Annotated in this window: 21 protein-coding genes; 9 read left to right on the top strand and 12 right to left on the bottom strand. The window is 61.7% G+C overall.

Annotated elements, in window-relative coordinates; translation table 11 throughout:
• Window positions 1–101 precede the first annotated feature (101 nt).
• The 3 genes from BMY67_RS06620 to rsgA all read left to right on the top strand — a co-directional run bounded on the left by BMY67_RS06620 (window position 102) and on the right by rsgA (window position 3,333).
• Complete coding sequence (locus BMY67_RS06620) at window positions 102–740, top strand: peroxiredoxin (protein ID WP_092769761.1); 639 nt, start codon at window positions 102–104, stop codon at window positions 738–740.
• 231 nt (window positions 741–971) lie between these two features.
• Window positions 972–2,240, top strand: coding sequence for a 3-deoxy-D-manno-octulosonic acid transferase (locus tag BMY67_RS06615; RefSeq protein WP_092769759.1), 1,269 nt, complete (start codon window positions 972–974; stop codon window positions 2,238–2,240).
• 166 nt (window positions 2,241–2,406) lie between these two features.
• Window positions 2,407–3,333 carry a ribosome small subunit-dependent GTPase A gene (gene rsgA, locus BMY67_RS06610; protein WP_092769757.1) on the top strand — a complete coding sequence of 309 codons (927 nt, stop codon included), beginning with the start codon at window positions 2,407–2,409 and terminating at the stop codon, window positions 3,331–3,333.
• A gap of 233 nt (window positions 3,334–3,566) precedes the next feature.
• Here the strand turns inward: rsgA and gyrB are convergent, their stop codons facing one another.
• The 3 genes from gyrB to dnaB form a co-directional block, all read right to left on the bottom strand.
• Complete coding sequence (gene gyrB / locus BMY67_RS06605) at window positions 3,567–5,555, bottom strand: DNA topoisomerase (ATP-hydrolyzing) subunit B (RefSeq protein WP_092769755.1); 1,989 nt, start codon at window positions 5,553–5,555, stop codon at window positions 3,567–3,569.
• A 162-nt stretch (window positions 5,556–5,717) separates the two neighbouring features.
• Window positions 5,718–7,073 (bottom strand): T9SS type A sorting domain-containing protein, encoded by a 1,356-nt coding sequence (locus BMY67_RS06600; RefSeq protein ID WP_092769753.1) that lies wholly within the window; start codon window positions 7,071–7,073, stop codon window positions 5,718–5,720.
• A gap of 300 nt (window positions 7,074–7,373) precedes the next feature.
• A complete protein-coding gene (gene dnaB / locus BMY67_RS06595; RefSeq protein ID WP_245744933.1) occupies window positions 7,374–10,016 on the bottom strand; it encodes a replicative DNA helicase in 2,643 nt (880 codons plus the stop codon).
• Between the two features lie 400 nt (window positions 10,017–10,416).
• On the opposite strand from dnaB, the gene BMY67_RS06590 reads away from it, so the two are divergent.
• On the top strand, window positions 10,417–11,805 hold the full coding sequence (locus BMY67_RS06590) for a UDP-N-acetylmuramate--L-alanine ligase (RefSeq protein WP_092769751.1): 1,389 nt from the start codon (window positions 10,417–10,419) through the stop codon (window positions 11,803–11,805).
• Between the two features lie 122 nt (window positions 11,806–11,927).
• Here BMY67_RS06590 and BMY67_RS06585 read toward each other — a convergent pair whose 3' ends face one another.
• Window positions 11,928–12,578, bottom strand: a complete 651-nt coding sequence (locus tag BMY67_RS06585) for a fasciclin domain-containing protein (protein ID WP_092769749.1) — start codon at window positions 12,576–12,578, stop codon at window positions 11,928–11,930.
• 207 nt (window positions 12,579–12,785) lie between these two features.
• Here BMY67_RS06585 and BMY67_RS06580 point away from each other — a divergent pair, with 207 nt between their 5' ends.
• Both BMY67_RS06580 and BMY67_RS06575 read left to right on the top strand, forming a co-directional pair.
• Window positions 12,786–13,247, top strand: a complete 462-nt coding sequence (locus BMY67_RS06580; protein ID WP_092769747.1) for a peptidylprolyl isomerase — start codon at window positions 12,786–12,788, stop codon at window positions 13,245–13,247.
• A 168-nt stretch (window positions 13,248–13,415) separates the two neighbouring features.
• Window positions 13,416–13,682: a hypothetical protein gene (locus BMY67_RS06575; protein WP_019947317.1), complete on the top strand. Its 267-nt coding sequence runs from the start codon at window positions 13,416–13,418 to the stop codon at window positions 13,680–13,682.
• Window positions 13,683–13,746: 64 nt separating this feature from the next.
• Here BMY67_RS06575 and BMY67_RS06570 read toward each other — a convergent pair whose 3' ends face one another.
• The 4 genes from BMY67_RS06570 to BMY67_RS06555 all read right to left on the bottom strand — a co-directional run bounded on the left by BMY67_RS06570 (window position 13,747) and on the right by BMY67_RS06555 (window position 18,108).
• The gene (locus tag BMY67_RS06570; RefSeq protein WP_092769745.1) at window positions 13,747–14,019 is read right to left on the bottom strand and encodes a CPCC family cysteine-rich protein; all 273 of its coding nucleotides are present in this window, start codon (window positions 14,017–14,019) and stop codon (window positions 13,747–13,749) included.
• A gap of 5 nt (window positions 14,020–14,024) precedes the next feature.
• Window positions 14,025–15,587, bottom strand: a complete 1,563-nt coding sequence (locus BMY67_RS06565) for a sigma 54-interacting transcriptional regulator (protein WP_092769743.1) — start codon at window positions 15,585–15,587, stop codon at window positions 14,025–14,027.
• A gap of 154 nt (window positions 15,588–15,741) precedes the next feature.
• On the bottom strand, window positions 15,742–16,851 hold the full coding sequence (locus BMY67_RS06560; protein WP_092769741.1) for a vWA domain-containing protein: 1,110 nt from the start codon (window positions 16,849–16,851) through the stop codon (window positions 15,742–15,744).
• 273 nt (window positions 16,852–17,124) lie between these two features.
• Window positions 17,125–18,108 (bottom strand): GNAT family N-acetyltransferase, encoded by a 984-nt coding sequence (locus BMY67_RS06555; RefSeq protein ID WP_143069721.1) that lies wholly within the window; start codon window positions 18,106–18,108, stop codon window positions 17,125–17,127.
• Between the two features lie 123 nt (window positions 18,109–18,231).
• Here BMY67_RS06555 and BMY67_RS06550 point away from each other — a divergent pair, with 123 nt between their 5' ends.
• Both BMY67_RS06550 and BMY67_RS06545 read left to right on the top strand, forming a co-directional pair.
• Window positions 18,232–18,513 carry a DUF427 domain-containing protein gene (locus tag BMY67_RS06550; protein ID WP_177189726.1) on the top strand — a complete coding sequence of 94 codons (282 nt, stop codon included), beginning with the start codon at window positions 18,232–18,234 and terminating at the stop codon, window positions 18,511–18,513.
• A gap of 185 nt (window positions 18,514–18,698) precedes the next feature.
• Window positions 18,699–19,319, top strand: a complete 621-nt coding sequence (locus BMY67_RS06545; RefSeq protein WP_143069720.1) for a hypothetical protein — start codon at window positions 18,699–18,701, stop codon at window positions 19,317–19,319.
• A gap of 127 nt (window positions 19,320–19,446) precedes the next feature.
• Here BMY67_RS06545 and BMY67_RS06540 read toward each other — a convergent pair whose 3' ends face one another.
• Window positions 19,447–20,427 carry an acyl-ACP desaturase gene (locus BMY67_RS06540; protein WP_092769733.1) on the bottom strand — a complete coding sequence of 327 codons (981 nt, stop codon included), beginning with the start codon at window positions 20,425–20,427 and terminating at the stop codon, window positions 19,447–19,449.
• Window positions 20,428–20,517: 90 nt separating this feature from the next.
• A complete protein-coding gene (locus BMY67_RS06535; protein WP_143069719.1) occupies window positions 20,518–22,170 on the bottom strand; it encodes a hypothetical protein in 1,653 nt (550 codons plus the stop codon).
• Between the two features lie 208 nt (window positions 22,171–22,378).
• Here BMY67_RS06535 and BMY67_RS19725 point away from each other — a divergent pair, with 208 nt between their 5' ends.
• Window positions 22,379–24,049, top strand: a complete 1,671-nt coding sequence (locus BMY67_RS19725) for an ArnT family glycosyltransferase (protein ID WP_092769729.1) — start codon at window positions 22,379–22,381, stop codon at window positions 24,047–24,049.
• Window positions 24,050–24,267: 218 nt separating this feature from the next.
• Here the strand turns inward: BMY67_RS19725 and BMY67_RS06525 are convergent, their stop codons facing one another.
• Together BMY67_RS06525 and BMY67_RS06520 are read right to left on the bottom strand one after the other, a co-directional pair.
• Window positions 24,268–25,164: a glycosyltransferase family 2 protein gene (locus tag BMY67_RS06525; protein ID WP_092769727.1), complete on the bottom strand. Its 897-nt coding sequence runs from the start codon at window positions 25,162–25,164 to the stop codon at window positions 24,268–24,270.
• A 196-nt stretch (window positions 25,165–25,360) separates the two neighbouring features.
• Entirely contained in the window at window positions 25,361–26,620 is a 1,260-nt protein-coding gene (locus tag BMY67_RS06520; protein ID WP_092769725.1) for an MATE family efflux transporter, read from the bottom strand.
• Between the last annotated feature and the right edge of the window lie 144 nt (window positions 26,621–26,764).

Raw genomic sequence — 26,764 nt, 5'->3', positions numbered from 1 at the left:
AACGACTTTTTTTGACTTGCCGCCCAATTCGGGTGGCAGTCAACGTACGGGCTTACGGGTCCGATTTTCTTGTAATTCACATTCAACCTTAATCACAAAACATGGCAGTTCTCGTTGGTAAACGCGCTCCTTCTTTCAAAGCCACCGCCGTTATCGATGGCGAGTTCGAGGAGGATTTCTCCCTCGACCGGTATTTGGGCAAGAAGCACGTCATTTTCTACTTCTACCCCGCCGACTTCACCTTCGTTTGCCCTACCGAAATCATCGCCTTTGAAGACCGGCTGGCCGATTTCGAAGCCAAAGGTGTAGCCGTAGTGGGCTGCTCGACCGATACGCACTTCTCGCACTTCGCCTGGCTGCAAACGCCTCGCGACAATGGCGGCATCGAGGGCGTAACCTACCCGCTGGTGGCCGACGCTACCAAAACCATTGCCTCCAACTACGACGTGCTCGGCGGCCACTACGATTACAACGAAGCCGGCGAAATGACCTTCATCGGCTCGCCCCTGGCCTACCGCGGCCTGTTCCTGATTGACAAAGACGGCATCGTGCGCCACCAGGTGGTAAACGACGGCCCGCTGGGCCGCAGCATCGACGAAGCCATGCGCATGGTGGACGCTTTGCAGTACTTCGAGGAGAAGGGCGAAGTGTGCCCCGCCAACTGGGAGGAAGGCAAAGAGGCCATGCAGGCCACCCGCGAGGGCGTTGCCAGCTACCTCGGCAAGCAAACGGTGAAATAGTGCGGTGGTGAGATAGTGCGTTTGATGTTCGAAAGACCTGCCGGCGCAAATGGCGCATATAGGCCCTCAAAACGTCAAATTCACCATCTCACCATTTCACCATCTCACTTCTCCAGGTAGAAGCCTCCATCCGGTTGGGTGGGGGCTTTTTGCTTGATAGTGGGGCGAAGGGCGTACTTTTGTAGTGGGCCGCCTCGCGCTGCCTGATTTGTTTGCCTCCTTTCCTTCGTCTTGCGCTTACTGTATTCCTTCGGCCTGCGTTTGTATGCCCTGCTGCTGCGGCTGCTGAGCCCGCTTGTGCCCAAGGCCGCCGCCTGGACGGCCGGGCGGCGCGGGCTGCTGGGCCGCATCCAGGGGGAACTGCGCCACGAAACCGCCCCGCGCGTGTGGTTTCACTGCGCCTCGCTGGGCGAATTCGAGCAGGGCCGGCCGCTGATGGAGGCCTACCGCGCCGAGTATCCCGGCCACAAGCTGGTGCTCACGTTCTTCTCGCCCTCGGGCTACGAGGTGCGCCACAACTGGCCCGGCGCCGACTACGTGTTCTACCTCCCGCTCGATACGGCCGCCAATGCCCGCGCCTTCCTCGATGCGGTGCGGCCCCGCCTGGCCGTGTTCGTGAAGTACGAGTTCTGGCATTACTTTCTGCGGGAATTGCAGCGCCGGGATATTCCGGCTATCTGCGTGTCGGCCATCTTCCGGCCCGAGCAGGTATTCTTCCAGCCCTGGGGCAGATTTTTTCGCCGTATTCTGGGTTCCTTCACGCACATTTTCACCCAAAACCAGGCCTCGGCCGAGCTGCTGCGCGGCGCCGGCCTGAACCAGGTGAGCGTGGCCGGCGACACCCGCTTCGATACGGTGGTGCGCACGGCCCTGGCCCCGCCCCGCTCCCTGCCCCTGGTTGAGGCGTTTACCGAAGACTGGTGCCCGGTGCTGATTGTGGGCAGCAGCTGGCCCGAAGACCTGGCCATCCTCGCGCCTTTATTGCAGCAGTACCAGCAGGAGATGCGCTTTATCGTGGCGCCCCACGAAATCAACGAAGCCAGCCTGCGCCGGGTAGAGGCCGCGCTGCCCGGCCTGGTGGTGCGCTACTCGCAGGCCGAGGCCGCAACCGTGGCCCAGGCCCGGCTCCTGCTCATCGACAACGTGGGCCTGCTGAACTCGCTCTACCGCTTCGGCCATTTTGCCTACATCGGCGGGGCCTTCGGTAAGGGCCTGCACAACACGCTGGAGGCCGCCGCCTTCGGCCTGCCCCTGTTTTTCGGCCCTACCTACCACAAGTTTCAGGAGGCCCAGGACCTGGTGGAGCTGCATTGCGCCTTCCCGGTGAATTCGGCCGACGAGCTGCTCAAGGCTTTCGGCTTGCTCTATTACCGCGAAGAAGCCCGCCTACAGGTACAGGACCTCAGCCTCGACTACGTGCACGACCACAGCGGCGCTACAAGCAAAATTATGCGCTGGGTAGCGGTGAATGAGCCAATGAGCGACTCGGTGAATGAGTAATTTTACCTGCCCTCCTTCATCTGACATCCGCGGAGCGAAGGACCTATACGGAAGCCAACACCAGATAATGGCTTGTGTATAGGTCCTTCGCAAGCTCAGGAGGACAGTATCTTTGTCGTTCTCGAACCCTTTCACTCATTCACTGAGTCACTCATTCACCGCTTTCATGACCGGAATTATTGTTAGATCGACGGGCTCGTGGTACGTGGTGCGCGAAATCAGCACCGGGCAGTTCCACCATTGCCGGCTGCGGGGCAAGTTCAAGAACCAGGGCCTGAAAGTGAGCAACCCGCTGGCCGTGGGCGATGAGGTGGAATTTACGGTGGAGGAGCAGACCGAAGGCGCGGGCGTGATTCACCACATCGCGCCGCGCCGCAACTACATCATCCGCCGCTCGGTGCACAAAACCGAGCACGCCCACATCGTGGCCGCCAACCTCGATCAGGCCCTGCTGGTGGTTACGCTGGCCTCGCCGGCCACTTCGTTTGGCTTCATCGACCGGTTTCTGGTAACGGCCGAGGCCTACCACATTCCCGTGCGGCTGCTCTTCAATAAGGCCGACCTCTACGACGATGACCTCAACGACTACCTAGGCCAGATTCAGCAGCTTTACGAAAGCCTGGGCTACCCCGGCCTGCGCTGCTCGGCCCACACCGGCGAGGGCCTGGCCGACGTCGATGCCCTGCTCGACGGCCGGGTGTCGCTGCTCTCGGGCCACTCGGGCGTGGGCAAAAGCACGCTCATCAACGCCCTGGTGCCCGACCTCGACCTGAAAACGGCCGAAATCAGCCAGTTCTCCGACAAGGGCGTGCACACCACCACCTTCGCCGAAATGCTCGAAGTGCGCCCCGGCACCTACCTCATCGACACACCCGGCATCAAGGAGCTGGGCCTCGTGGATATGAAAGCCGGCGAGCTGGCCCACTACTTCCCCGAAATGCGCGCCCTGCTGAACCAGTGCCGCTACCACAACTGCCAGCACCTGCACGAGCCCGGCTGCGCCGTGCGCGAAGCCGTCGACAAGGGCCGCATTGCCCTGCCCCGCTACGACAGCTACCTGAGCATGCAACAGGCCGACGACAACCGGCGGTGAGCTGTTAGCTGGAAGAACGTCATTCCGAGCGAAGCGAAGAATCTCGCGTGAAGTCGTCAGCATAAACTGACAACATCAGCCCGGGAGATTCTTCGCTTCGCTCGGGATGACGTTCTTTCTTACCGCCAGACCGGCACCAACAAAAAGCGCCGGCCCGTAATGGGCCGGCGCTTTTTTCATGAATACCAGAACGAAAGCTAACAGCTCTCAGCTAATGGCTAACAGTTTAAAAATCAAACGTCAATCTTGGCGTACTTGGCGTTCTTTTCGATGAAGTCGCGGCGGGGAGCAACCTCGTCGCCCATCAGCATCGAGAACAGGTGGTCGGCCTCGGCGGCCGATTGAACCGTTACCTGCTTGAGCGAACGGGTGGAGGGCTGCATGGTAGTGCTCCAGAGCTGCTCGGCGTTCATTTCGCCCAGACCCTTGTAGCGCTGCACGTTCACGGTTTCGGGCTTGCCCCGGCCCAGTTCCTCCTGGGCGGCCACACGCTCCTCCTCGGTCCAGCAGTAGCGCTCCTCCTTGCCCTTCTTCACCAGGTAAAGCGGCGGCAGGGCAATGTAGATGTAGCCCCGGTCCACCAGCTCGCGCATATAGCGGAAGAAGAAGGTCAGGATCAGCGTCCGGATGTGCGAGCCATCGATGTCGGCGTCGGTCATGATGATGACCTTGTGGTAGCGCAGCTTATTGATGTTAAGCGCCTTGGAGTCGGCCTCGATGCCTTTTTCCGGGTCGGCGGCGACGCCGAAGCTCACGCCCAGGGCCGTAATCATATTCCGGATTTCCTCGTTTTCGAGGATGCGATGCTCCTGGGCCTTCTCTACGTTGAGGATTTTACCCCGCAGCGGCAGAATAGCCTGGAAGGCGCGGTTGCGGCCCTGCTTGGCCGTTCCACCGGCCGAGTCGCCCTCTACCAGGTAGATTTCGCAGATTTCGGGGTCCGATTCGGAACAGTCGGCCAGCTTGCCGGGCAGCGAGGTAGAGCCGAGCACGGACTTGCGCTGCACCATTTCGCGGGCCTTGCGGGCCGCAATCCGGGCCTTGGCCGCCAGAATCACCTTCTCGACGATGATGCCGGCTTCCTTGGGGTTTTCCTCCAGGTACTGGGCCAGAATTTCGCCTACCACGGTGTTCACCGCGCCGTTTACCTCATTGTTGCCGAGCTTGGTTTTGGTCTGGCCCTCGAACTGGGGCTCCTGCACCTTCACCGAAATAACGGCTGTAAGCCCCTCGCGGAAGTCCTCACCCGAAATCTCCACCTTCGCCTTCTCCAGCTTGCCCGACTTGTCGGCGTAGGCCTTGAGCGTGCGCGTGAGGGCCGAGCGGAAGCCGGCCACGTGGGTACCGCCCTCGTGGGTGTTGATGTTGTTGACGTAGGAGAAGATGTTCTCCTGGTACGAGTCGTTGTACTGCAGCGCCACCTCCACGGGCGTGCTCCCCTTCTCGCTGATTACGTGAATGGGCGCCGGCATAAGGGCGTGGCGCTCCGTACCGTCGAGGTACTGCACGAACTCGGCCAGGCCGCCGGTCGAGTAGAACTCTTCGCCCCGGAACTCGGCCCCGTTCTCGCCGGGCTCGCGGCGGTCGGTGAGCGTGAGGCGGATGCCGCTGTTCAGAAACGACAGCTCGCGCAGGCGCGAGGCAATGGTGGCGTACTTGTATATGTGCTCGGTGAAGATGCTGGCATCGGGCAGGAACTCCACCTGGGTGCCGTGCTCGTCGGTGGTGCCGATTTCGCGCACCGGGTACTGGGGCGCCCCGATTTTGTATTCCTGCTCGTACACTTTGCCGTTGCGGCGTACGGTCACTTTCAGGTCCTCGCTGAGCGCGTTCACGCAGCTCACGCCCACGCCGTGCAGGCCGCCCGATACTTTGTAAGAGTCCTTATCGAACTTGCCGCCGGCGTGCAGCACCGTCATGACCACTTCGAGGGCCGAGCGGCCTTCCTTCTCGTGGAAATCGACGGGGATGCCGCGGCCGTTGTCGCGGACGGTGACGGAGTTGTTTTCGTTGATGGTAACGTGAATCGTGTCGCAGTGGCCGGCCAGGGCTTCGTCGATGGAGTTATCGACCACCTCCCACACCAGATGGTGCAGGCCCTTGATGCCGGTGTCGCCGATGTACATCGACGGGCGTTTGCGCACGGCTTCGAGCCCTTCGAGTACCTGAATGCTATTGGCCGAATACTCAGCCGGGGCTACTTTTTCAGTGATTTCGCTCATGTTGCAAATGAAGGTTCAGCGCGGAGTGCGTAAGTAGGCAAAGATACCGAAAAAATCCGGTTTTTGCCAGCGCCGGGGCCGGTTTTGCCTGGTCATACGGGGCACAAAAAAGCCTGGCTTCCGGGGGCGGAAACCAGGCTTTTCAATAGCGTTAAGCCCTTATTACTGCACCTGCGCCCGCAGCTGGCTCACGCCGTTACGCGACTCCAGCTTCACCTGGTAGATACCGGCTTTCTCGGCGCTCAGGTCGAGCAGAATTTCGGCTCCGCGCGAGGCATCGAGGGCACGACGCTGCACCTGGCGGCCCAGCGCATCGAACACCGTAAGCGTGGCGGCTCCGGTGTGGGCCGAGGTGGGCCACTGCACCCGGAACTGACCGTTGGTACTGGGGTTGGGGCTGAGGCTGGCACCCAGTACCAGGGTGGCTCCGCGCGCGCCCAGCACAGTGCTGGCTAGCTTATTGGCTCCCGTTCCGGTAGCCGTTATGTTCCCGCTCCACACGGCCGTGGGGCTGGCCGCATCTACAAATAAATGGTCGATTTCGCTCTCGATCTTAATCCAGGTCTTGCCGTTGTCCTGGCTGTACGATGAGCCCTGGTCGCTATTGCCCAGGTCGAGGCCCACCGACAGGTAGTTGCCGTTGCCGGGTACCCGCACCAGGCCAAAGCCGTGCAGCGGGCCGGTGTAGGCGAGCTGGGTCCAGGTGGCGCCGCCGTCGGCACTGCTGAAGAGCTGGTGCTGGGCGTCATCGGCCGAGGGTACCACTGCCAGCCCGTTCAGCTCGTCGCGGAAAGCAATGCTGCCCACCGGGTTATCGGTGTTGCCCACCTGCTTGGTCACCTGCCAGGTTACGCCCCGGTCTTTCGAGCGGAAGATGTCGCCCTCGTTGTTGGGAAACCAGATGGAGTTGCCCACTGCGGCGGGCGGATAATAGGTACCGTATTCATCGGTGCTGCCGGTGGGCACTTTGGCCGAGCGGGTCCAGGTGGTGCCTCCGTCGGAGGTATAATAGATTTCCAGGCCACCACCGTTGCGGCCGTCCACGTCACCCATAACCATGCCATTGGTGGCATCGAAAAAATGAACCGTATTGGGGTAACTATCGGCCTCGCTGAACATTACGGCCGTAGACTGCACCACCCAGGTTACTCCCCCATCGGTAGTTTTCAGCACCCGACCGCCACCGCTGGCAGTGCGGAAGGTGGATACCCAGGCGGTGGAAGCACTAATGGCCGAAATGCTGGTGAGCGTTTCGGTGCTGGCTACCCCGGTTACGTTTCTTACCGTCCAGGTTTTGCCCCCATCCAGTGTAAGCGCCACCTGGTTGGTGCGCACGTTGGCTGAATTGGGAGCCAGCAGGGCGCTCGACATTGCCCAGGCCGTGTTGGTATCCACGGCATCGGTGTAAACGGCCGCGGCCAGCGGCTGCGCGAAGTTGAATGGCTGGGCTACCCACTGGGCCTGCGCGGTGGCAGAAGTCAGCAACAGACCGGCAACAAGTTGTACAACTATTTTCATGTGGAAGGGTGAATGGGTGAAAAAGATGGAAGGTGTAATGTCAATAAGAACATTTCCCGGATCGAACTGCCGGGTTAACGGACCGCGTAGAGCCAGGCATCAATATAGTATCATTTTTATAAAAAATCATTTGATATGATGGCATTCTCGTCGCGAAACGGCATAGCTGCGAGCATTCCCCCCACCTGGCCTGTCTCCATAGAATGCCAAACGCCCGCTGTTACAGCGGGCGTTTGGCATTCTATGGAGCATTCTACTGGAAAGTCCGGAGAACAGCCAGACGGCACCCCGGGCCGACCGTTAAAACGGCGGCGGGCCGTCGTCGAAGTTGCTGCGCGGGAAGGGCTGAGCCGGAGGTGGCGAGTCGTTGTTGATGCGCGAGCCCAGCCGGATGGTATTGGGCGCGAAGCCGCCGGACTGGTCGTCGTCGAAGGTGCTGGTGGGAAATGAGCTGGGGTTGAAGCCATCATCGAAGCCGCCACCGCCGTCGAGGTCGGCGAACTTGGTGAACTTGCCGATGAATTTGAGCTGCACGGTTTCCAGCGAGCCGTTCCGGTGCTTGGCGATGATGACCTCGCCCGTGCCCTGGGTGGGGTTGCCCATTTCGTCCTCCGTGATTTTGTAGTACTCGGGGCGGTAGAGGAAGATCACCATGTCGGCGTCCTGCTCAATCGAGCCCGATTCGCGCAGGTCACTGAGCTGGGGCTTTTTGTCGCCGCCGCGGGTTTCCACCGAGCGTGAGAGCTGCGAGAGAGCCAGCACGGGCACGTTCAGCTCCTTGGCGATGCCCTTGAGGGCCCGCGAGATACTGGCAATTTCCTGTTCGCGGTTGCCGCCGCCCTTGCCGTCGGTGTTGCCGGTCATCAGCTGCAGATAGTCGATGATAATCATCGAAATATCGTGGTGGGCCTTGAGGCGGCGGCACTTGGTGCGCAGCTCCCGGATGCTGAGGCCAGGCGTGTCGTCGATATAAATCGGGGCCGACGAAAGGTTGGAAATCTTGTGGTTGAGCTGGGCCCACTCGTGGTCGGCGAGGTTGCCCTTCTTGATTTTCTCCGAGTCCAGCTCCGCCTCGGCCGAAATCAGACGATTCACGAGCTGCAACGACGACATTTCGAGCGAGAAGATGGCTACCGGTTTCTTGAACTCGACGGCCGCGTTGCGCATGGCCGAGACCACGAAAGCCGTGTTGTGGGTTACGGTGCAGTCGGCGAGCAGAAACAGTCGGTTGCCGTCGATGCTGAAGCCGTAGTAGTCGTCCTCCTTGTCGAACTCCACCGAAATGCCCGTCATCCGCCAATCGACCACCGAGGCCCAGGGCTGGGCCTTTTTGCGGGCCACGCGCACCGGCACGCAGTTGATGTCGCCGTAGATGCGCACCCGGTACACCTCGCTCTCGTAGCCAATGGCGCTGATGGCGGCGCGCTTCTTTTTCAGCGAGGTGCGGAAGCCCAGCGAGTCGGCCAGAAACTTGATCTGGCGGGCCAGGCGGTGGTTTTTCTGGGTGATTTCGTAGCCGTTGCTCACCGGGTCGAGGTGGCCGTCGGAGTCGATAAGGCCGGCCAGCAGCAACAGACGATTTTCGCGGCTGTTGCTGAGGTAGGCCTGCGGGATGTGCTTGTTGCCGAGCAGGTTCAATTGGCGCAACTCATCCTGCACCGAATACTGGGTCAGGCTGCCGCCCTGCCGGCCGCGGGTTATGCCGTAGCTGTTGCAGCGTTCCGCTACTACGCCCACCGTTACCTGCATGTCCAGCGTGGCGGCGTACTCGTGCAGGTAGGCAATAATTTCGGGGTCCTGGCCCGTGATGCGGCAGTTGTCCGAAGCCCCATCGCCCAGCCATACGCCCAAGAAATAAGGGTCCAGGGGCACCTGCTGGGCCGCGTACTCTACGGGCACCTTGTAGCCTTTGTAGTTCGAGCGGAACTTGGGGCTCTTTTTCAGCCAGTCGCGCACCTCGATGTTGAGCACGTCGCCGTGGCGGTGGGGCCCCTCGTTGCGGCTGCGCTTGAGCGAGAGAATGTGGCTTTCGTTGACGCGGTAGGCCTCGCCCTTGTTCTGGCGCACCCAGTACATATTCTCCCGGCCCCGGGCAATGCTCAGCACCCGGCGCGGGGTCGAGTCGTCGCCCATCAGCAGCTCGCCCTCACACACGTCTTCCACGTTGCGGAGCGTGCCATCAAACATGAGCACTTTAGTGCCCCGCCCTAGGCACTTGCCCATGCCTGGCCGAGCCGCAATAATCACCAAATCAGATGGTTGCCAGCCGCTCGTAACCCGGTCGAGGGCCGAGAAGCCGGAGGGCACGCCGGTGAGGCCGTCCTTCTGGTCCTTCTTTTCTTCCAGCTCCTTGATGGCCTTGCCCATCAGGCTGCGCATGTCGTCGAAGTTCTTGCGGATGTTCGACTCCGACACCTCGAACAGCGCCTGCTCGGTGGAGTCGAGCAGGTTGAACACGTCGGTCGTGTCCTCGAAGGCGTCGCGCTGGATGGTGCTGGCAATATTGATGAGCTCCCGCTTGATGGCGTTTTCGGTGATAATGCGGGAGTGGTACTCGATGTTGGCCGCCGAGTTGACCTTGAACGTGAGCTGGGCTACGTAGTGCGTGCCGCCGGCCGCTTCCAGCTCGCCCATCTCGCGCAGCTCGTGCGTGACGGTGAGAATGTCTATCGGCTCCGACTTGTCGAACAGATTCAGGATGGCCTTGAAGATGCGCTGGTGGCCGTCTTTGTAGAAGCTCTGGGGCTTGAGGATGTCGATGACGGTGGTCAGGGCGTCCTTTTCGAGCATGAGCGCGCCCAGCACGGCGGCCTCCAGCTCCAGGGCCTGGGGCGGCAGCTTGCCGGCCGGCCCGCCCTGGGGCAGGTGGGCCGGGCGGCTGTTCCAGGCCGCTTTAGCCCTTGAACCTGCTTGTTTGAGGCGGTCATCCATCCGGTCGTTCATCTAAAAAAATACACTACAAGGTAAGCACACCGGACGAGTTTCGCGACGGGTATTTTCGCGGCCGGCAGTCCGGCCCGGCGCAACCGTTCGGTCAAAGGGCTACAAAGCTAACGGCTGGGCCTTACAATCCGGGAGCGACCACAAAGGTTTCTTTTGGGACGGGGTTTAGAGGGCTGAAGGGCTGGAAAAAAGGGCGTCATTCTGAGCGAAGCCGAAGAATCTCTACCGCTTCGTTGCATTCATTCTGGATTAGCACTGCGGTAGAGATTCTTCGACTATGCCTTCGGCTTCGCTCAGAATGACAAAACCTAAATCAAGTCTCCCCCCTATTCCCTCACCAAACGCCGCCGACGGCCCAAAACCCCAAACTGCTACCTTTGGGCCCTACTTTTCTATACCTATGGCTTCTGCTGCTCCTTCTTCGCTCCACCGCCTGCATTTGATTGCCACCGGCGGCAGCATTATGCACAACCTGGCGCTGGCCCTGCACCAGCGCGGCGCCCATGTAACCGGCTCCGACGACGAGATATTTGAGCCCGCCAAGAGCCGGCTGGCGGCGGCCGGGCTGCTGCCCGAGGCCGAGGGCTGGTTTCCGGAGAAAGTCACGGCCGACCTCGACGCGGTTATCGTGGGCATGCACGCCCGCCCCGACAACCCCGAGCTGCTGCGGGCCCAGGAGCTGGGGCTGCGGGTGTACTCGTTTCCGGAGTTTATCTACGAGGCCTCCCGCGACAAGCAGCGCATCGTCATTGGCGGCTCGCACGGCAAAACCAGCATCACCTCGCTGATTCTGCACGTGCTGCGCTACCACGGCCGGCAGTTCGACTACGCCGTGGGCGCCCAGCTGGAGGGTTTCGAGCTGATGGTGCAGCTCACCGATGAGGCGCCCATCATCATCATCGAGGGCGACGAGTACCTGGCCTCCCCCATCGACCGGCGGCCCAAGTTCCACCTCTACCAGCACCACATCGGCGTTATTTCGGGCATCAGCTGGGACCATATCAACGTGTTTGAGACCGAGGAAATCTACCGCGAGCAGTTCAAGATTTTCGCCGACCTCACGCCCAAGGCCGGGGTGCTGATTTACGACCGCGACGACGAGCAGACCCAGCTGGTAACCGTGCCCAGCAACCCCGACGTGAAGTACATCGGCTACGGCCCCCACGACAACGTGGTGCGCGACGGCCAGACTTTCTTGGTGACCAAGAAGGATGAACAGGTGCCGGTGAAGATATTCGGGGCCCACAACCTGCGCAATATTTCGGCGGCCAAGGAGGTGTGCAAGCAGCTCGGCATCAAGGGCAAGGAGTTTTACGAGGCGCTGGGCTCGTTTAAGGGCGCGGCGCGGCGGCTGGAGCTGCTGCGCGAGGGTGCAGATTCGGTGGTGTACAAGGATTTCGCCCACGCCCCGAGCAAGCTTAAAGCCACGGCCACGGCCTTTAAAGCGCAGTTTCCCAAGCGTCGGCTGGTGGCCTGCCTGGAGCTGCACACCTTCAGCTCGCTCAACCCCCAGTTCCTGCCCCAGTACGCCCACACCTTCGATGCGCCCGACGTGGCCGTGGTGTACTTCAACCCGGCCGTGCTGGCCCACAAGCGCCTGCCGGCCCTGCCGCCCGAAGCCGTGCAGGCCGCCTTCCGGCGGCCCGACCTGCGCGTGTTCACCGACAGCGCCGAGCTGGCCGACTTCCTGCACCAGCAGAACTGGACCGATACCAACCTGCTGATGATGTCGTCGGGCACCTTCGACGGGCTGGACCTGGGGCAGTTGGCCGAAGAGGTAGTGAGGTAAGTCCGCACGATGTAGAGACGCAGCCTTGCGTCTCTACATCGTGCGGACTCTCTTGTTCCGAAAACCAAAAAGCGCCGGCCAATTTGGCCGGCGCTTCTGTTTTCCAACGACGTTGAAAAAAATTACTTCGCCAGGGGCAGAATAACGCCGTCGATGACGTGGGTTACGCCGTTGCTCGAAATTACGTCGGCTACCTGCACGGTGGCGGGGGCGTCTTTGCCGTTGCCGACCATTACCACACCGTCTTTCACCATCACCTTCAGCTTCTCACCGTTCACGGTGGTCAGCTCCTGGCCGTCCTTCAGGTCCTGGGCCACGAGGCGGCCGGGGATGACGTGGTAGGTGAGTATGGCGGCCAGCTTCTCTTTGCTTTCGGGCTTGAGCAGGCCGGCCAGCGCGCCGTTGGGCAGCTTATCGAAGGCGGCGTTGGTGGGGGCAAATACCGTGAACGGGCCGGGGCCGGAGAGCGTCCCGTCGAGGCCGGCGGCCTGCACGGCCTTCACGAGCGTGCTCACGCTGGACGCCATTACGGCGTTCTGCACGATGGTATTGGTAGGCAGCATCGCCACGCCATCCACCATCACACCCTCGGGCTTGCCCATGCGGGCGTCGTCGGCCATCATAGCCGTCGAATCGACGGTGGTGGCGGTGGTAGTGTCGGTGGTGGCGGTGGTGGTTTCGGTTGTGGTAGTGTCGCCGCAGCTGGCGAGGCCGAAGCTGAGGGAACCAGCGGCCAGGAGGGCTAGAGTAGAGGAGCGCAGAAGCTTGTGCATAAAAGAGAAAAAGGGAGAAAAGGGACTGCTGCCACCTTCCGGTGGCGCTTACGGACCTACGAACCATTAGCGCAACCGGATGTTTGGCCGCCCGCTAAATTCCTACCTTTGCGCGGCCGGCGGCAACCCGCGCCGGCCGGGGGCGTAAGGCCCCTGAGATTCCCTTTCCACCCCGTATTTCCATTGATCATTTCCACAGCCAACTCCATGAAAACTGCCGAAATCCACACCAGCAAGGGCGTTATGAAGGTTGAGTTCTACGACCAGGACGCGCCGAACACGGTGAAAAACTTCACCGACCTGGCCCAAAAAGGCTTCTACGACGGCCTCAAGTTTCATCGCGTCATCCCCAACTTCGTGATTCAGGGCGGCTGCCCCAACTCGCGCGACGGGGCCAAGGGCAGCCCCGGCACCGGCGGCCCGGGCTACAAAATCGACTGTGAGCTCAACGGCGACCACCAGTACCACGAGCGCGGCGCCCTGAGCATGGCCCACGCCGGCCGCAACACCGGCGGCTCGCAGTTCTTCATCGTGCACTCGCGCGACAACACGGCCCACCTCGACCGCAACCACACCGTGTTCGGCAAAGTAGTAGAGGGCCTCGATATCATCGACCAGATCAAGGCCAACGACGAAATCGAGAAGATTGTGGTGAGCGAGCAGGCCTAAGCCGGCCCGTTGCCCCAACTCACTTCCCCCAAAATCCCCCGCTTGCTGCTGCAGGCGGGGGATTTTTTTGCAGTGAATCCGTGGTAGGCGCGGCGCGGCCACAACTCCACCGTAAGCGCCGCGTACACTTCAGGGCAGCTTGCTTTTTAGCTGTCTTTTTTCTTCGATATGACCATTTCCATCCATACCCCCCGCTTACTTTCCTCCTTCGTGCTGGGCGCGGCTCTGCTGCTGGGCAGCGCCAGCTGCACCCTATTTAAGTCCGACATGGATTCGAGCAACCCCGTGGTGGCCGCCCAGGCCGGGCGCGTGTCGGACCTGCGCAACCAGGTAAAAGATCAGGAACGGCTCGTGGACACGGAGCGCGCTAAGCTCAAGTCGCTCAAGTACCAGCTCAAAAGCGCCGAGCAGGAGCTCAAGGCCCGCAAGATATAAGCCTTAGATGGGAGCCTGATACCAAAACGCCCCGCGCACCAATTGGTGCGCGGGGCGTTTTACATTACATATCATCCGGCATTTCCTCTGGAAAGGGTGGTCGGACATGAATCAACATAGTCTGCTCACAAGCTCCATAAGTGCGGAAGTTATTTTGAGCCTCGTTGAGACTGGGGGTATTAGGGCCACCGCCAGAATCAGGGTGATGCAGTTGGAAGCTGTCATCTTCCCAAAAGCACACGGGACAGATATCAAATGAATTGTTTCTCCCTTCGTCCAGCGTAAAAAAGCCACAACAGGGGCATTGATACTTACCGAAAAGATTTACAGCATACATACTCCCTAGCGGCGACGGCCGCGCTGGGGTTTTTCCTCTTCGTCGTCCTCGTCTTCGTCGTCATCTTCGCCGAAGGAAGGCATGGTGAACATCGACGAGAGCAGGTCCTTGAACTGGGCGCCGGCGGTGAGGCGGTTGCGCGAAATCAGGCTGTACTCGCTCAGGCCGTGGAGCAGGAACTCCATCAGGAAGTAAGTGGCCTCGGCGTCCTCGTTGGGGTGCAGCTCGGCTACGATATCGCGCAGGCCGGGCACCTGGTCGAGGGCGGCGCGGTAGTCCTTCGTGCTCAGGTCGTGGAGTAAATCCACGGTGTGGCCGGCGCCGAACCAGTCCTGCACCGTTTTGTAGGGCGAGGGTCGGCCTTTGAGCTTCTTGGCTTTGTCGGGGTCGGGGAAGTAGTTGAGAAACAGCGTGCGGATGGCCTTACCCATGAGCTTTTCGGCCACAATGCCGGCGCCCTCCTGCTCGCCCTCGTACACCAGCTCTACCTTGCCCGTAACGGCCGGTACGGCCGTGATAAAGTCGCTCACGCGCACGTAGGTGTTCTTTTCGCCGTTTACCAGCGCCCGGCGCTCGGCCCCGGCCACCACCTGCTCGAAAGCCGAGATGGTCAGGCGGGCCGACACGCCGCTCTTGGCATCCACGAACTCCGAGCCGCGGGCCTCAATGGCCACCTGCTCCACCAGGTCCGATACAGTATCGTTGAGCGTAACCATGCCCCGCTGCTCCGGCTTGATGCGGGCCTCCTGCCGGGTGATGCGCTTACCGATTTCGATGGACTTGGGGTAGTGGGTAATAATCTGGGCGTCGATGCGGTCTTTAAGCGGCGTCACGATGGAGCCGCGGTTGGTGTAGTCCTCGGGGTTGGCCGTGAACACGAACTGCAAATCCAGCGGCAGCCGCACCTTGAAGCCGCGAATCTGGATGTCGCCCTCCTGCAAAATATTGAACAGCGACACCTGGATGCGGGCCTGCAAGTCGGGCAGCTCGTTGATAACGAAAATACCCCGGTGGGCCCTGGGAATCAGGCCGAAGTGAATCACGCGCTCATCCGAGTACGGCAGCCGGAGCGTGGCGGCCTTGATGGGGTCGGCGTCGCCGATGAGGTCGGCCACCGATACGTCGGGCGTGGCCAGCTTCTCGGTGTAGCGGTCGGCGCGGGGCAGCCAGGCCACGGGCGTATCGTCGCCTTTCTCGGCTAGCAGGTTTTTGGCAAACACGCTCAGCGGCTGCATGGGGTCGTCGTTGAGCTCCGAACCCTCCACCATCGGCACGACCTCATCGAGCAAACCGATGAGCAGGCGCGCGATGCGGGTTTTGGCCTGGCCGCGCAAACCCAGCAGGTTGATGTGGTGGCCGGCCAGAATAGCGCGCTGCAACTCCGGAATCACAGTTTCTTCGTAGCCGAAGATGCCAGGAAACACGTCTTCGCCGCTTTGCAGCTTTTTGATGAGGTTGTCGCGCAGCTCGGTTTTCACGGAGCGGGGCTGGTAACCGGATTTTTTGAGGGCCCCGAGGGTGGTTATTTTCTGGAGTTGGTCAGCGGAAAGCGAATCGTAAGCGGGCATATAGAGGGAAGAAGGGTACGGGTATGGGTTGGAAAGGGGGCGACAGTAGCGCGAACTTTGCAGTTCGCGTCCTCGCACCTCCAGAGTTGTTGGAACGGCGCGGGGAAGCGAACTACAAAGTTCGCGCTACTGCGCTACTGCCGCCGTTGAACGCTTACAAACTCTTGCGGCGGTTCTTCTTGTAGTCCTCGAAAATCATATGGCCCAGGCCTTTAAGCGAGCTGTAGTAGGCCTTGCCCTGGTTGACTTCGGTGAACTCCTCCACGAAACGGCGCAGGTAGGGGTCGTCGGCAATCATGAAGGTAGTGATGGGCACTTTGAGGCGGCGGGCGGCGGCGGCCAGGTTCAGGGTTTTGTTGACCACTTTGCGGTCCAGCCCGAACGAGTTCTTGTAGTATCCGCCGGGCTCCTTGAGGCAGGTGGGCTTGCCGTCGGTAATCATAAAGATTTGCTTGTTGCTCGTTTTGCGCTTGCGCAGTAGGTCCAGGGCCAGCTCCAGGCCGGCCACGGTGTTGGTGTGGTAGGGCCCGACTTGCAGGTAGGGCAACTCCTTCACCTCAATCTGCCAGGCGTCGTTGCCGAACACAATCACGTCGAGGAAATCCTTGGGGTACTTCTGCTTTACCAGCTCGGCCAGGGCCATGGCCACCTTTTTGGCGGGCGTGATGCGGTCTTCGCCGTACAGAATCATCGAGTGCGAAATGTCAATCATGAGCACCGTGCTGGTCTGGGTCTTGTGCTCGTTCTCACGCACCTCCAGGTCGCCCTCGGTCAGCATAAAATCGTCGCCGCTGCCGATGCCGTGGTTGAGCTGGGCGTTGCGGATGCTCTCGGTCATGGAAATCTGGTCGAGCGAGTCGCCGAAGCGGAATTCGCGCATGTCGGTGCTCTGCTCGTCGCCCTGGCCGGTGTGGGGCGTGCGGTGGTTGCCGGTGCCCGATTTCTTGAGCTTGCCGAAGATTTCCTCCAGCGCCGACTTGCGAATTTTCTGCTCGCTCTTGGCCGTGATGTTAAAAGAGCCCGGCTCCTGCGGGTTTTCGTCGATGTAGCCCTTCTTTTTAAGGTCTTCGATGAAATTGCCCATGCCGTAGCCGTCATCGGTCAGGCCGTACTGCTTGTCCAGCTCATTGAGCCAGGACAGGCCCTCCCCCACGTCCCCGCTGGTGATGGTGATGAGCTGCATGAATATCTTGAACAGGGACTCAAAGCCCTTTTCAGTCGTTTCTTCGGGCACGTAATCCCGGAATCGGAAGCCTGCGGACATAGGATAGTAGTAGGGAGAAGTTGCGGCGGAGCTTAGCCGCACTAGGCCCAACACGGCCCGGCCGCGGAATGTTTCTCAGTTGCCAGTGTTGAGTTGCCGGTTGCCAGGGAGAACGTCATTCTGAGCGAAGCCGGAGACGAAGTCGAAGAATCTCGCGTGCCACAGTAATTCCTGATGACAGGGTTACCACTGCACGCGAGATTCTTCGCTGCGCTCAGAATGACGTTCTCCCTGGCAACTGATAACTGGTAACTGGCAACTGGCAACTGAACCCTAGCGCCAGGCGCGCAGCAGGGCGGTGCGGGCGGCCTTCAGCTGGCGCAGGGGCCAGGGCAGGCGGTTGAGGGTGATGCTCAGAAACGGCGTTTCCGTGGAGCCGAAGCTGCCGTAGAAGTGAGCAATAGAAGCCACCTCGGGAGCTTCGAAATCGAAGCATATCGGCCGGGTCGCATATTGCCGGAACACCTCATCAAGCAGCAGCGAAATAGCGCCGGCCGCCTTGCCGGCTTCAGTAGAGGCATTGAAGATATAGGTGAGCCGGCCGTTGAATTCGAACAGCATAATCATGGCCACTACTTCGTCGGCAGCCGTGCGGGCCTGCCACAACTGTGCCATTTCCTGCTGTTGGGCCTCAGCATACAGGGCCCGCAGTAAGCGGTATTCGTATTCCTCGCCGATGATGCCGTAGATGTTAGGTGCCGTGTTTTCGTCAAAAATGCGTAGCAGTTGGTCTATGTCGTGGCCAGGTTCCAGGCTCAGTTGTCGGCGGCGGGCCTGGTTAAGCCGCCAGCGACGATTGGGCTTATAGGCGGCTACCAACTGGTTGTGTGGAAGATTCAGGGATAAATAATAGGTATGAAACGTAGTAGTTTCGAATCCAGTCCAGGCTGTGGCGGCGCCTGATAGCGCGGGGTTGTCGGTGTTAAAGGAATAGCGGGTGATGAAGCGGAACTCACGCTGCAGCAGTTGGCTGATTTCTGCCCAGTCGGCGGGTGTGGATTCTACCAGACTGAATAAGCCCAGCTGTTGCGCAAACAGCGGCTGCTTGAGGTAGCGAAAACCGAAGCGGCGCTGCACCGGCAGCGGTAAAGCGGCCACGTAGCGCCCCCGCGCATCGTGCTTTACCAGCGCGGCCCAGCCCGGCGACACAATATCGAGGTACCAGCTGAGCGCGTAAATAAGGCCATTGGGGGCGGTCGTAATCAGCGCATCCCACTGGGCGCGGTCGAGGCTTTCGGGGCCGACGTATCGGAACATGGCGGGCAGCACGGGTTTCAGCGGCGGCTAAACATCCGGCAAAGATGCACGTTTAGCTGTATCGATACTACGGCCCGGCTTCCGGCTCCCGTGGCCTTGCTTACCCGCCTTTACCTTTTGCCCATGAAAGCCATCTGGAACAATACCGTTGTAGCCGAGAGCAACGACACCGTAGTTGTGGAAAACAACCACTACTTTCCCGCCGACTCCATCAAGCGGGAGTTTTTCGAAGACAGTATTGCTCATACCAGCTGCCCCTGGAAGGGACGGGCCAGCTATTACTCGCTGCGCGTGAACGGCGAACTGAACAAGGATGCCGCCTGGTTCTACCCCGAGCCCAAGGAGGCCGCCGACCATATCCGGGGCCGTGTGGCCTTCTGGAAAGGTGTGCGGGTGGAGGCCTGAAGCACTGCAGAAGTCCCGAACGGGCGATGGTGCAGTTGGTTTGGTTGCTGCAGGCTGCTAAACAACCAGAAAAATACAACTCAATCTTCGTACATTGCGTTAAATCGGTCTAAATCCTCTCCCGGATAGCCCTATTGCCCGGCAGCTGCCGAGGCTACCACTGCATCTTCCCTAATTTTTCACCTATGCGTATTTCTTCTCTTTCCTACTTGCTGCTCGCAGCCGGTGTTGCTTCTACCACCCTGTCGGCCTGCGATTCTACGCGTCAGGTAGCTACCACCGAGTCTTCGTCGAGCCCGCTGCCCTCCACGCCCGCCATCGATGAAGGCGACGTTACGTTCAACCAGGAAGTAACGCAGGGCGATTACCGCTTCCAGGTGAAAACCTTCGGCTCGGACGCCTCGCGCGTGCTCAGTATCCGCTCCTACCGTGGTGCTTCGCTGACGACGGACCCCATCCGCACGTCGGTTACCGGAGCCGTTACCAGCGTAATGGCGGCCGATATGAACGGCAACGGCAAGCCCGAGCTGTACGTGATGACCGACAATAAGAAAGCCAACGGCGGCCTCTACGGCTTCGAGTTCACTGATCGGGGCTACGCTCCAATTTCGATGCCCGGCACGCCCGTCGGCGAGGCTGGTTCAGGCTACATGGGCCAGGACAGTTACCAGATCAGCGGCAACAAGCTCGTCCGCACCTTCCCCATCACCCCCGCCGACGGCACTGCCTCCACTGGCAACCGCACTGTTGAGTACACCCTCGACGGCTCCGGTAAGCTGGTAATGGGCCAGTCGATGGACCGCTAGAGCTTAGAGCTTAGCCAATATCAACACAAAAAGTCCCCGCCGTGGTTACGGCGGGGACTTTTTGTGTTGATATTGGCTAACCGCTTGCCTGGTCAGGCCAGAGGCTTGAGAGGCAAAACTTCAATGGCTAGTCGATCCACTTGAACTTGTACTCCAGCTTCGGCACCGGCATCCGGTCGGCCACGCGGCGCAGGCGGTTGGGCAGGGCCACGATGTAGTCGCGGGCCTTTTCGGCGGCGGCGTTCAGGCCCGTCATCTGCTCAATCTTCCAGTCCTGAATGAGGGTATCGAGGATTTCGGTGTAGTCGTGGCTGGTGTACACGCCCAGGCGCTGAGCGGCGTCGGTGAAGTGGCCGAAGGTTTTACCCATCTCCACGCCCATCTCGCGCATGTAGTGGGCGGGCATCACAATCTTCTTGCGCATCATGTCCTCGAAGGCCAGCATCATCTCCGATGGGTCGGCCTCGAAAATCTTCTCCACAAAGGTTTTGTACACCCGGGCGTGGCGGTTTTCATCACCTGCAATCATGCCGCAAAGCCGGGAAAGCTGGTCGTCGCCGGCGGTGCGGGCCAGCTGCCCCACCCGGCGGTGCGAGATATTGGTGGCCATTTCCTGGTAGGAAGTGTACACAAACGCCCGGTACGGATCCTGAGCGGTGCCCAGGTCGAAACCGTCGTTGATCAGGTATTGGGTGCTCACTTCGAACTCGCGCATGTTTACGCGGCCCGTGAGGTAGAGGTAGCGGTTGAGCAGGTCGCCGTGACGGTTTTCCTCGGCCGTCCAGCCCCGGATCCACTGGGCCCAGCCATTGTCCCGGTCCCGGTTCAGGCCATCGAGTTCGTGAAACCAGGCTTCGTAGTTGGGCAGGGCCTCCTCGGTAATCGTGTCGCCGATGAGCACGGCCAGCAGGTCGTAGCTTAAGCCGCTGGCCCGCTCGCGCAACAGCTTTACCTCATCAAAGAACGTTTCCTGGCGCGAGTCGGGCAGGAAGTCGGAAGGCTGCCAGCTGGTCTCAACACTTTTGAGAAACGTGCCTATATTTTCTTTCAGAAAGCCCTCCATACTCTGGAGTACTTCGCTACGGGAGATGACGGAGGCGGTGATCATGGCGGTAGGGATTGGAGACGGAATACAGGCTAAAGATATAGCTATACCACACGCATTCGCCTAAATAGATGCCCCAGGCGGCTTATAAAATTATGGCCTTGTCCTCTGTTTCGGCCATTTACCGGCTGGCTGATAGCGCCTTACCCCTGCCCCGGGCGGCGGGGCGGCAACCGGCACCAAGCGCAGCCCCGACCCCTCCAGCGCCAACCGGGCATTAAGTAGGCGGGCCCCGCCGGGGGTGAGCACCCAGCCAATATCGGGCCGCCTGACCAGCCGCGCCAGGGCCGGCCCGAAGGCGCGGGTGCCCGTGAGGGCCGCCAGCAGCTGCGGCTGCGCCGGACTGTAGCTGGGCCAGCCCGTAAGCATAAGCACCCGCGGCGGGCCCGCCGCCCAGGGACGCGGCGCGAAGGGTGAGTACGACTTATACGCCTCGGCTAGCCCATCGGTAACCAGCACGGCGCTGCGGCCGGCCGCGGTCAGCAGCTGGCGCAGCTGTTGCTCGTTGGTAGCCCGCTCCTGCTGTAGTACGTGGCGGCGGTGGGCGGTTTTGTAGGCGTAGGCGCCGGTTGCCAGCAGCAATGCCAGCCCCGCCAGGCGGGTTGCCCGGGTAGCCAGCGGCCGGCGCGGCAACAGGCCCCGGCGCACCACAAAAATCAGGTTGGCCAGCAGCCAGAAGTCGAGCAGCGGCAGCGCAACGCGGGGCGGTAGCTTCAGTAGCGTGCCCAGGCCCAGCAGCAGCCCTGTAAAGCCCAGCTGCACCGCCCAGAACAGCCGCTGGCCCGTCGGCCGGCCCTGCCCAACAGCCAGGGCCGACAGCCCCAGCAGCAGCAGCAGCGGGAAGTAGTCGCGCCCCAGGCCCAGCAGGGTGCGGGCCAGCTTGGCCGGGGCCGTATGGCGCAGGTAGTCGGCCGGCCGGACCTGCACCACGCGGTTGAAAAATGCTTCGCTGGTGAGCGTGGAGTCGGAATACATCCAGCGGCGGGCAGCAGTGAGGGCCAGGCGGTCGGTGGGGTCCGGCAGTTGGGCGGCGGGCGGCGCGGTAGCCAGGCGGTAGTCGTTGAAAAAGGCCACCCGCGTATCGAAACGGCGGTAGGCGGCGGCCGTTTCGCTCTGGCCCACCATCAGCGCCAGCGCCCCGACCAGCAGCAGCTGGCCGGCCAGCACGCCCAGCGCCGGCCGGCCGGCCAGCCACCAGGCGGCGGGTGCGGCAGCCAGCAGCCCCAGCAGCGCGCCGCCGGGCCGGATGCCGGCCGCGGCTCCCACCAACAGCAGCCCCGGCACCAGAACCCGCCAGCCCCGGGCGGTGTACCGGGTGGCCGTGTACAGTAGTGTGGCCCCGGCCAGCAGCAGCGGTACGCGGGTGTAGTTGAACCAGAAGCCATGCTCCAGCCACGCCAACCCGAACAGCAGCCCCAGCACCAGGAAGCGCGGCCCCGGCGGCAGGTGGGGCCGCAGCAGCTGGTTGAGTACCGCCGCAACCAGCACAGTAGCCCCGTAGAGCAGCCCGTAGAGCGTCAGGCCGTACCAGGGCACCAGCGGCCAGGCGGCGTAGAGCCAGGTCCAGAGGGCCGCGTAGCCGTGGAAGTAGAGGTACAGATCCGTCTGCGGGGCGGCGGTTGTGATGCCGCGCACCATGCCCAGAATAGCCAGGTCGTCGTTGGTCTCAAAGTACGTACCAAGCAGGCCGCCACTGAGCAGCAGCAGCCCCAGAGGCAGCAACAGAATCCAGAGCCGACGACGCATAGGCCGCAAGGTAGCGGGGAATGAGTGAATGCGTGAATGCGTGGCTCAGTGAACCCGCCTGTCATCCTGAGCAGGGCAAGGGGCCTTGCTATGCTGAAAAGGGCAATGCCTACGTCGGTACTAGCGTAAGCAGGTCCTTCGCTGCGCTCAGGATGACAGGTGGGTTCACTGAGTCACTCATTCACGCATTCACCGTTACCTTGCGGCGGTGAACCGATTGCCTGACTCCCTGCCCCGCTGGACGCTGCTGTTCGTCATACTTTTCACCGGGGCCTATTTCCTGCTGACCCACGAAGGGCTATATGGCGTGGACGACTACTACTACGCCCGCCACGCCTACCAGCTGCTGCACGGCACCTTCGAGCTGGGCCCCGATCCGCAGGAGCTGCTGCACGACCCGCTGCACGAGCGGTGGCTGATTTTTGGGCCGGTGGCGGGGTTTTTCGCTTTGTTCGGCGTCAATATCATCAGCGCCACGCTCTGGCCGCTGCTGGCCACGCTGGGCTGCGCGGGGCTGATTTACGTGCTGTATGCCCGCCGCGAGCCGGTAGTAGCCGCCGCGGCCATGCTGCTGCTGGGGCTGCACTACTTCACGCTCAACCTGGCCAACTACCTCTACCCCGATAACATCCTCATGTTCTGGTGCTTGGCCGGCGCGGCGGCGCTGCTGCGGGGCCGCGAGCCGGGCCGCCGCGCCGGATGGTGGGGCCTGGGCTTTGCCCTGCTCGGCTTTGCCGCCCTGCTCAGCAAGGAAACCATTGCCTACTACCTGCCTTTCTATCTGGGCGTGCTGGGCCTCGATGCGGTGCGCCGGCGGCATGGCCGGTTCTGGGTTGTGGCGCTAAGCACGGGGGCGCTGCTGCTGGCGGCCTACGGGGTATTTTACTACGTCGTGACCGATGATGGGCTGTACCGGATTCACCTCATCGAGCAGACCAACAAGTTTCTGAGCGAAGGCAACTACCTGGTGGGCAACCGGGCGGTGCTGCTGGACCGTATCACGTGGCAGCCGCTGAGCTTTTTCGTGGGTATCGGGCTGGGGCTGATGCTCACGCTGGCGGCCGCCGCGCTGGGCCACCCGTCCGCCCCTCACGGCCCGGAAGGGGCCGACAGCGAGGGGCCCGACCGTTGGTTCTGGCTGGCACTGGCGGGCAGCACGCTGGCCTTCTACTGGCTGGGCAGCACGTCGTTGAGTAGCTACAACCCCATCACCCTGCTCCCGCGCATGACTACGCCGCTACTGCCGCCACTGGCCCTGGCGGCAGGGTTCGGGCTGCAACGCCTGGTAGCTAGGGCTGGCGGCCGGGCGCTGGCGGCCGGCGTCGTGCTGCTGCTGCTTACCGCCTGGCTGCGCACGGCCGTGGCGGTGGTATACCTGCTACCGGGGCTGGCGCTGCTGGCCGTGGGGCTGAGCCGCTGGCTGCCGCGCTGGCCTGCGGCACTGCGGCCGGGTCGGCCGGCGCTGGCGGCCGGAGTGGTAGCAGTGCTGGGGCTGGCGCTGGCCGTGCGGCCGGCCTACTTCATGCGCAAGCCGCCGGTTTCGGCCCACGCGTCGCAGGTACGGGTGCTGCAGCGGCTGGCCGGGCCGGCGGTGCGGGGCACGGTGCTGGTCGATGATTTTCTGTTCCCCAATTACGATTTCAGCTACGGATTCGAGGTACCCAAGGGCCTTAGCTTCCGCCGCTACTTCGCCCGCGACTCCATCCGCATCAGCCCCGCCCAACCCGCCTGGCTGCTCCTCAACCGCGCCACGCTGGCCAACGACGAGCTTACCCGCAAGCTCATCCGCTACTCGCCCGACTCGGTGCTCAGCTGGTACCCCAACCGCCGCCTGGTAGCCCAGGACGGGCTGGTGGAGCTGTATGAAGTGAGGAGGTGAGGAGGTGAGGAGGTGAGGAGGTGAGGAGGTGAGGAGGTGAGGAGGTGAGAAGTGAGAAGGTGAGAAGGTGAGAAGGTGAGAAGGTGAGAAGTGAGAAGTGAGAAGTGAGAAGTGAGAAGTGAGAAGGTGAGAAGTGAGAAGTGAGAAGTGAGAAGTGAGAAGTGGTACGGGAGCCGAAAGCACAAGGGTTTCATTCTGAGCATTCTGTGCTCAAACTCTTACCCCAGCACCTTAAACGCCACCCAATCAAGCGGACTAACAGCATCCAGCTCGCTTAGTAGCTGATATAGCTCGCGTGCTTCGGGGCGGCTGCGGTGGCGTAGGGCCTGGCGCAACTCCCAGCGCACGCGCACTACCAAAGCGGCCCGCTCCTCGGGAGTTCGGCATAGGGCCAAAGCCTTGCGACAGACCTGGATAGTAGAGGCTAGATAAGGGTCGTGGCGGCGGTAGGCCCGCTGCGACATGGAACTCGGGTGCAGGCGTTTGCAGGTCGTTATTGTATCAAGAAACTGAAACTCCCAGTCGCGGCTGGCACGCACCCAGAAATCGAAGTCCTCGTAGCTCAGGGTTTCGTCGTAGCCACCCAGCGCCTCAAGCGTAGCCCGGCGCATAAGCATAGTGGGCGTGCTGATGAAGTAGCGCGCCAGCACATCGGCAAACACCAGGCCCGAGGCGGGCCGCGGGTGCAGGTTGCCGCGGGCGTCGCGGCGGTAGTAATGGCGCACAAACCGGCCCGATTCGTCCAGCAGTTCGGCATCCGTGTATACCATCCCGCAGCGCGGGCCGGCCTGCGCGAAGGCCGCCACCTGCTGGGTTATGCGTTCGGGCAGCAGCACATCATCGGTGGCAAAATCAATAATGAACTCGCCCCGGCTTAAGGCCAGGCCGCGGTTGAAGGCCCGGCAGTTGTTCTGGTTTTCGGGGAGTAGCAGCAGCTGCCAGCCGGGGTTTTGCGCCGCATATCGACGCAGGATATCGGCGCTGCCATCGGTGCTGGCATCGTCTACCAGCACCACCTCCAGGTGCGGGTAGGTCTGGGCCAGAATGGAATCCAGGGCCGCCTCCAGAAACCGGGCGTGGTTGTAGCACAGCGCAATAATGGAGACTAAGGGCATTTTTATGAATTATGAATTATGAATTATGAATTATGAATTATGAATTATGAATTATAGGCATATTGCCTGATTCAATTACAGGTTACAGTTATAGAGGGTTTTCTTGACTTCAAACTACACTTTAGCTTTCAGAAATTAATTCATAATTCATAATTCATAATTCATAATTCATAATTCATAATTCATAATTCATAATTCATAATTCATTTCTAAAATACCACAGGCTCCAGAGCAGCAGCAGCCCGTAGTCGGCGGCCTGGGCCCAGGGGGCGGCCAGCAGGCCCAGCCGCGGCAGCAGCAGCACCAGCAGCAGGGCATAAGCTGCCGTCGAAACGGCCTGAAACACCACGTAGCGGCCTACCTGAGCGCGGGCCGTAAGCAGGAACAGCAGCGCCCAGGTCAGGAATTTCAGCCAATCGGCCAGCAGCTGGGGGCCCAGCAGGTAGCCGGCGGCGGCGAAGCGCGGCTCGAACAGCAGCGGCAGCAGCCAGGCGCGCGCCAGCCACAGCAGCGCCAGCCCCGCGGCCAGGGCCGGGGCCAGCACCAGCAGTACCAGCCGCACAAAACGGCCCTGCTCGGTGGGCGAGCCGCCCAGCGCCGCCAGCCGCGGGTAGTACACGGTGCCCAGCACCGACGACACGACCATGCCATAGTTGTCGGAGAGCTTGGCCACCGCCTGCCACAAGTCGGTGGCCTCCAGCCCGAAGCGTTGCACCAGCACCTCGCGCAGCACAAAGCTGACGGCCTTGGTGAACAGCAGCGTGCTCAGGGCCATCAGCAGAAAGCGGCCCAGCCCCCGCAGCGCCGCTTTACTGCTGCGCCCCCGCGGCCAGGGCAGCAGCCCCGCCCGGCCCGCCACTACGGCGGCGGGCAGCAGCAGCAGCCCCTGGGCCAGCAGATACGCCAGCAGCGCCTCGGGCACCGGGCCGCCACGCAGCAGCACCGCCGCCACGGCCAGCGGCCCGGCCACGCTCAGGCCCACCGTCAGCCAGACGTAGGCGCGGAGGCGGCCGGCAGCCAGCAGCACGGCCACCGTCAGGGCGTAGCCAATAAGGGGCAGCATGCCGACGCCGAGCAGCAGCGTCTGGCCCCGCCCCAAACCCAGCACGCCCACCAGCGGACCAGGCAGCAGCAAAAGCGCCAGCAGGGCCAGAGCGCCGGCCAGCCCGTTCAGCAGCAGCGCGGCGCCCAGCCAGGCCCGGTAACGGCCCGAGCCGGGCCGCAGCGGGGACAGGTACTTCACCGCGCCCACGTGCGTACCGTCGTTGGGCAGCGTGGTGAACAGGGCCATCAGGTTCTGGAAGTGGGCCAGCAGCGTGAGGCCGCCCGGCCCGCCGTACACGGCCAGCAGCTTATTGAGCACCAGCGCCCCCGCCGTACGGGCCACCACCGCCACCCCCGAGCCCGCCGCCCCGCGCACAAAGCGCCCGATAATTACGCGGCGGGGTTCGGTCATTGTTTTGGGTGATGGGTAAGCAGGTGAGGGGTATCGTGAGGCTATGAGGGGCAAAGGTACTGTCATCCTGAGCGTAGCGAAGGACCTATCCAGAGGCTATTGTTTGCTGTTAGCTTCTGGATAGGTCCTTCGCTACGCTCAGGA

Source organism: Hymenobacter actinosclerus, assembly GCF_900111515.1.
Classification (GTDB): Bacteria; Bacteroidota; Bacteroidia; order Cytophagales; family Hymenobacteraceae; genus Hymenobacter; species Hymenobacter actinosclerus.
The sequence above is the reverse complement of the archived record's forward strand: the minus strand, read 5'-3'. Positions and strand labels throughout refer to the sequence as shown.

Bases quoted from the DNA above. Each gene is read 5' to 3' on its own strand.
- BMY67_RS06620 (WP_092769761.1), top strand. From the start codon at position 102: ATGGCAGTTCTCGTTGGTAAACGCGCTCCTTCTTTCAAAGCCACCGCC.
- rsgA (WP_092769757.1), top strand. From the start codon at position 2,407: ATGACCGGAATTATTGTTAGATCGACGGGCTCGTGGTACGTGGTGCGC.
- gyrB (WP_092769755.1), bottom strand. From the start codon at position 5,555: ATGAGCGAAATCACTGAAAAAGTAGCCCCGGCTGAGTATTCGGCCAAT.
- BMY67_RS06600 (WP_092769753.1), bottom strand. From the start codon at position 7,073: ATGAAAATAGTTGTACAACTTGTTGCCGGTCTGTTGCTGACTTCTGCC.
- dnaB (WP_245744933.1), bottom strand. From the start codon at position 10,016: ATGAACGACCGGATGGATGACCGCCTCAAACAAGCAGGTTCAAGGGCT.
- BMY67_RS06590 (WP_092769751.1), top strand. From the start codon at position 10,417: ATGGCTTCTGCTGCTCCTTCTTCGCTCCACCGCCTGCATTTGATTGCC.
- BMY67_RS06585 (WP_092769749.1), bottom strand. From the start codon at position 12,578: ATGCACAAGCTTCTGCGCTCCTCTACTCTAGCCCTCCTGGCCGCTGGT.
- BMY67_RS06580 (WP_092769747.1), top strand. From the start codon at position 12,786: ATGAAAACTGCCGAAATCCACACCAGCAAGGGCGTTATGAAGGTTGAG.
- BMY67_RS06575 (WP_019947317.1), top strand. From the start codon at position 13,416: ATGACCATTTCCATCCATACCCCCCGCTTACTTTCCTCCTTCGTGCTG.
- BMY67_RS06570 (WP_092769745.1), bottom strand. From the start codon at position 14,019: ATGTATGCTGTAAATCTTTTCGGTAAGTATCAATGCCCCTGTTGTGGC.
- BMY67_RS06565 (WP_092769743.1), bottom strand. From the start codon at position 15,587: ATGCCCGCTTACGATTCGCTTTCCGCTGACCAACTCCAGAAAATAACC.
- BMY67_RS06560 (WP_092769741.1), bottom strand. From the start codon at position 16,851: ATGTCCGCAGGCTTCCGATTCCGGGATTACGTGCCCGAAGAAACGACT.
- BMY67_RS06555 (WP_143069721.1), bottom strand. From the start codon at position 18,108: ATGTTCCGATACGTCGGCCCCGAAAGCCTCGACCGCGCCCAGTGGGAT.
- BMY67_RS06550 (WP_177189726.1), top strand. From the start codon at position 18,232: ATGAAAGCCATCTGGAACAATACCGTTGTAGCCGAGAGCAACGACACC.
- BMY67_RS06545 (WP_143069720.1), top strand. From the start codon at position 18,699: ATGCGTATTTCTTCTCTTTCCTACTTGCTGCTCGCAGCCGGTGTTGCT.
- BMY67_RS06540 (WP_092769733.1), bottom strand. From the start codon at position 20,427: ATGATCACCGCCTCCGTCATCTCCCGTAGCGAAGTACTCCAGAGTATG.
- BMY67_RS06535 (WP_143069719.1), bottom strand. From the start codon at position 22,170: ATGCGTCGTCGGCTCTGGATTCTGTTGCTGCCTCTGGGGCTGCTGCTG.
- BMY67_RS06525 (WP_092769727.1), bottom strand. From the start codon at position 25,164: ATGCCCTTAGTCTCCATTATTGCGCTGTGCTACAACCACGCCCGGTTT.
- BMY67_RS06520 (WP_092769725.1), bottom strand. From the start codon at position 26,620: ATGACCGAACCCCGCCGCGTAATTATCGGGCGCTTTGTGCGCGGGGCG.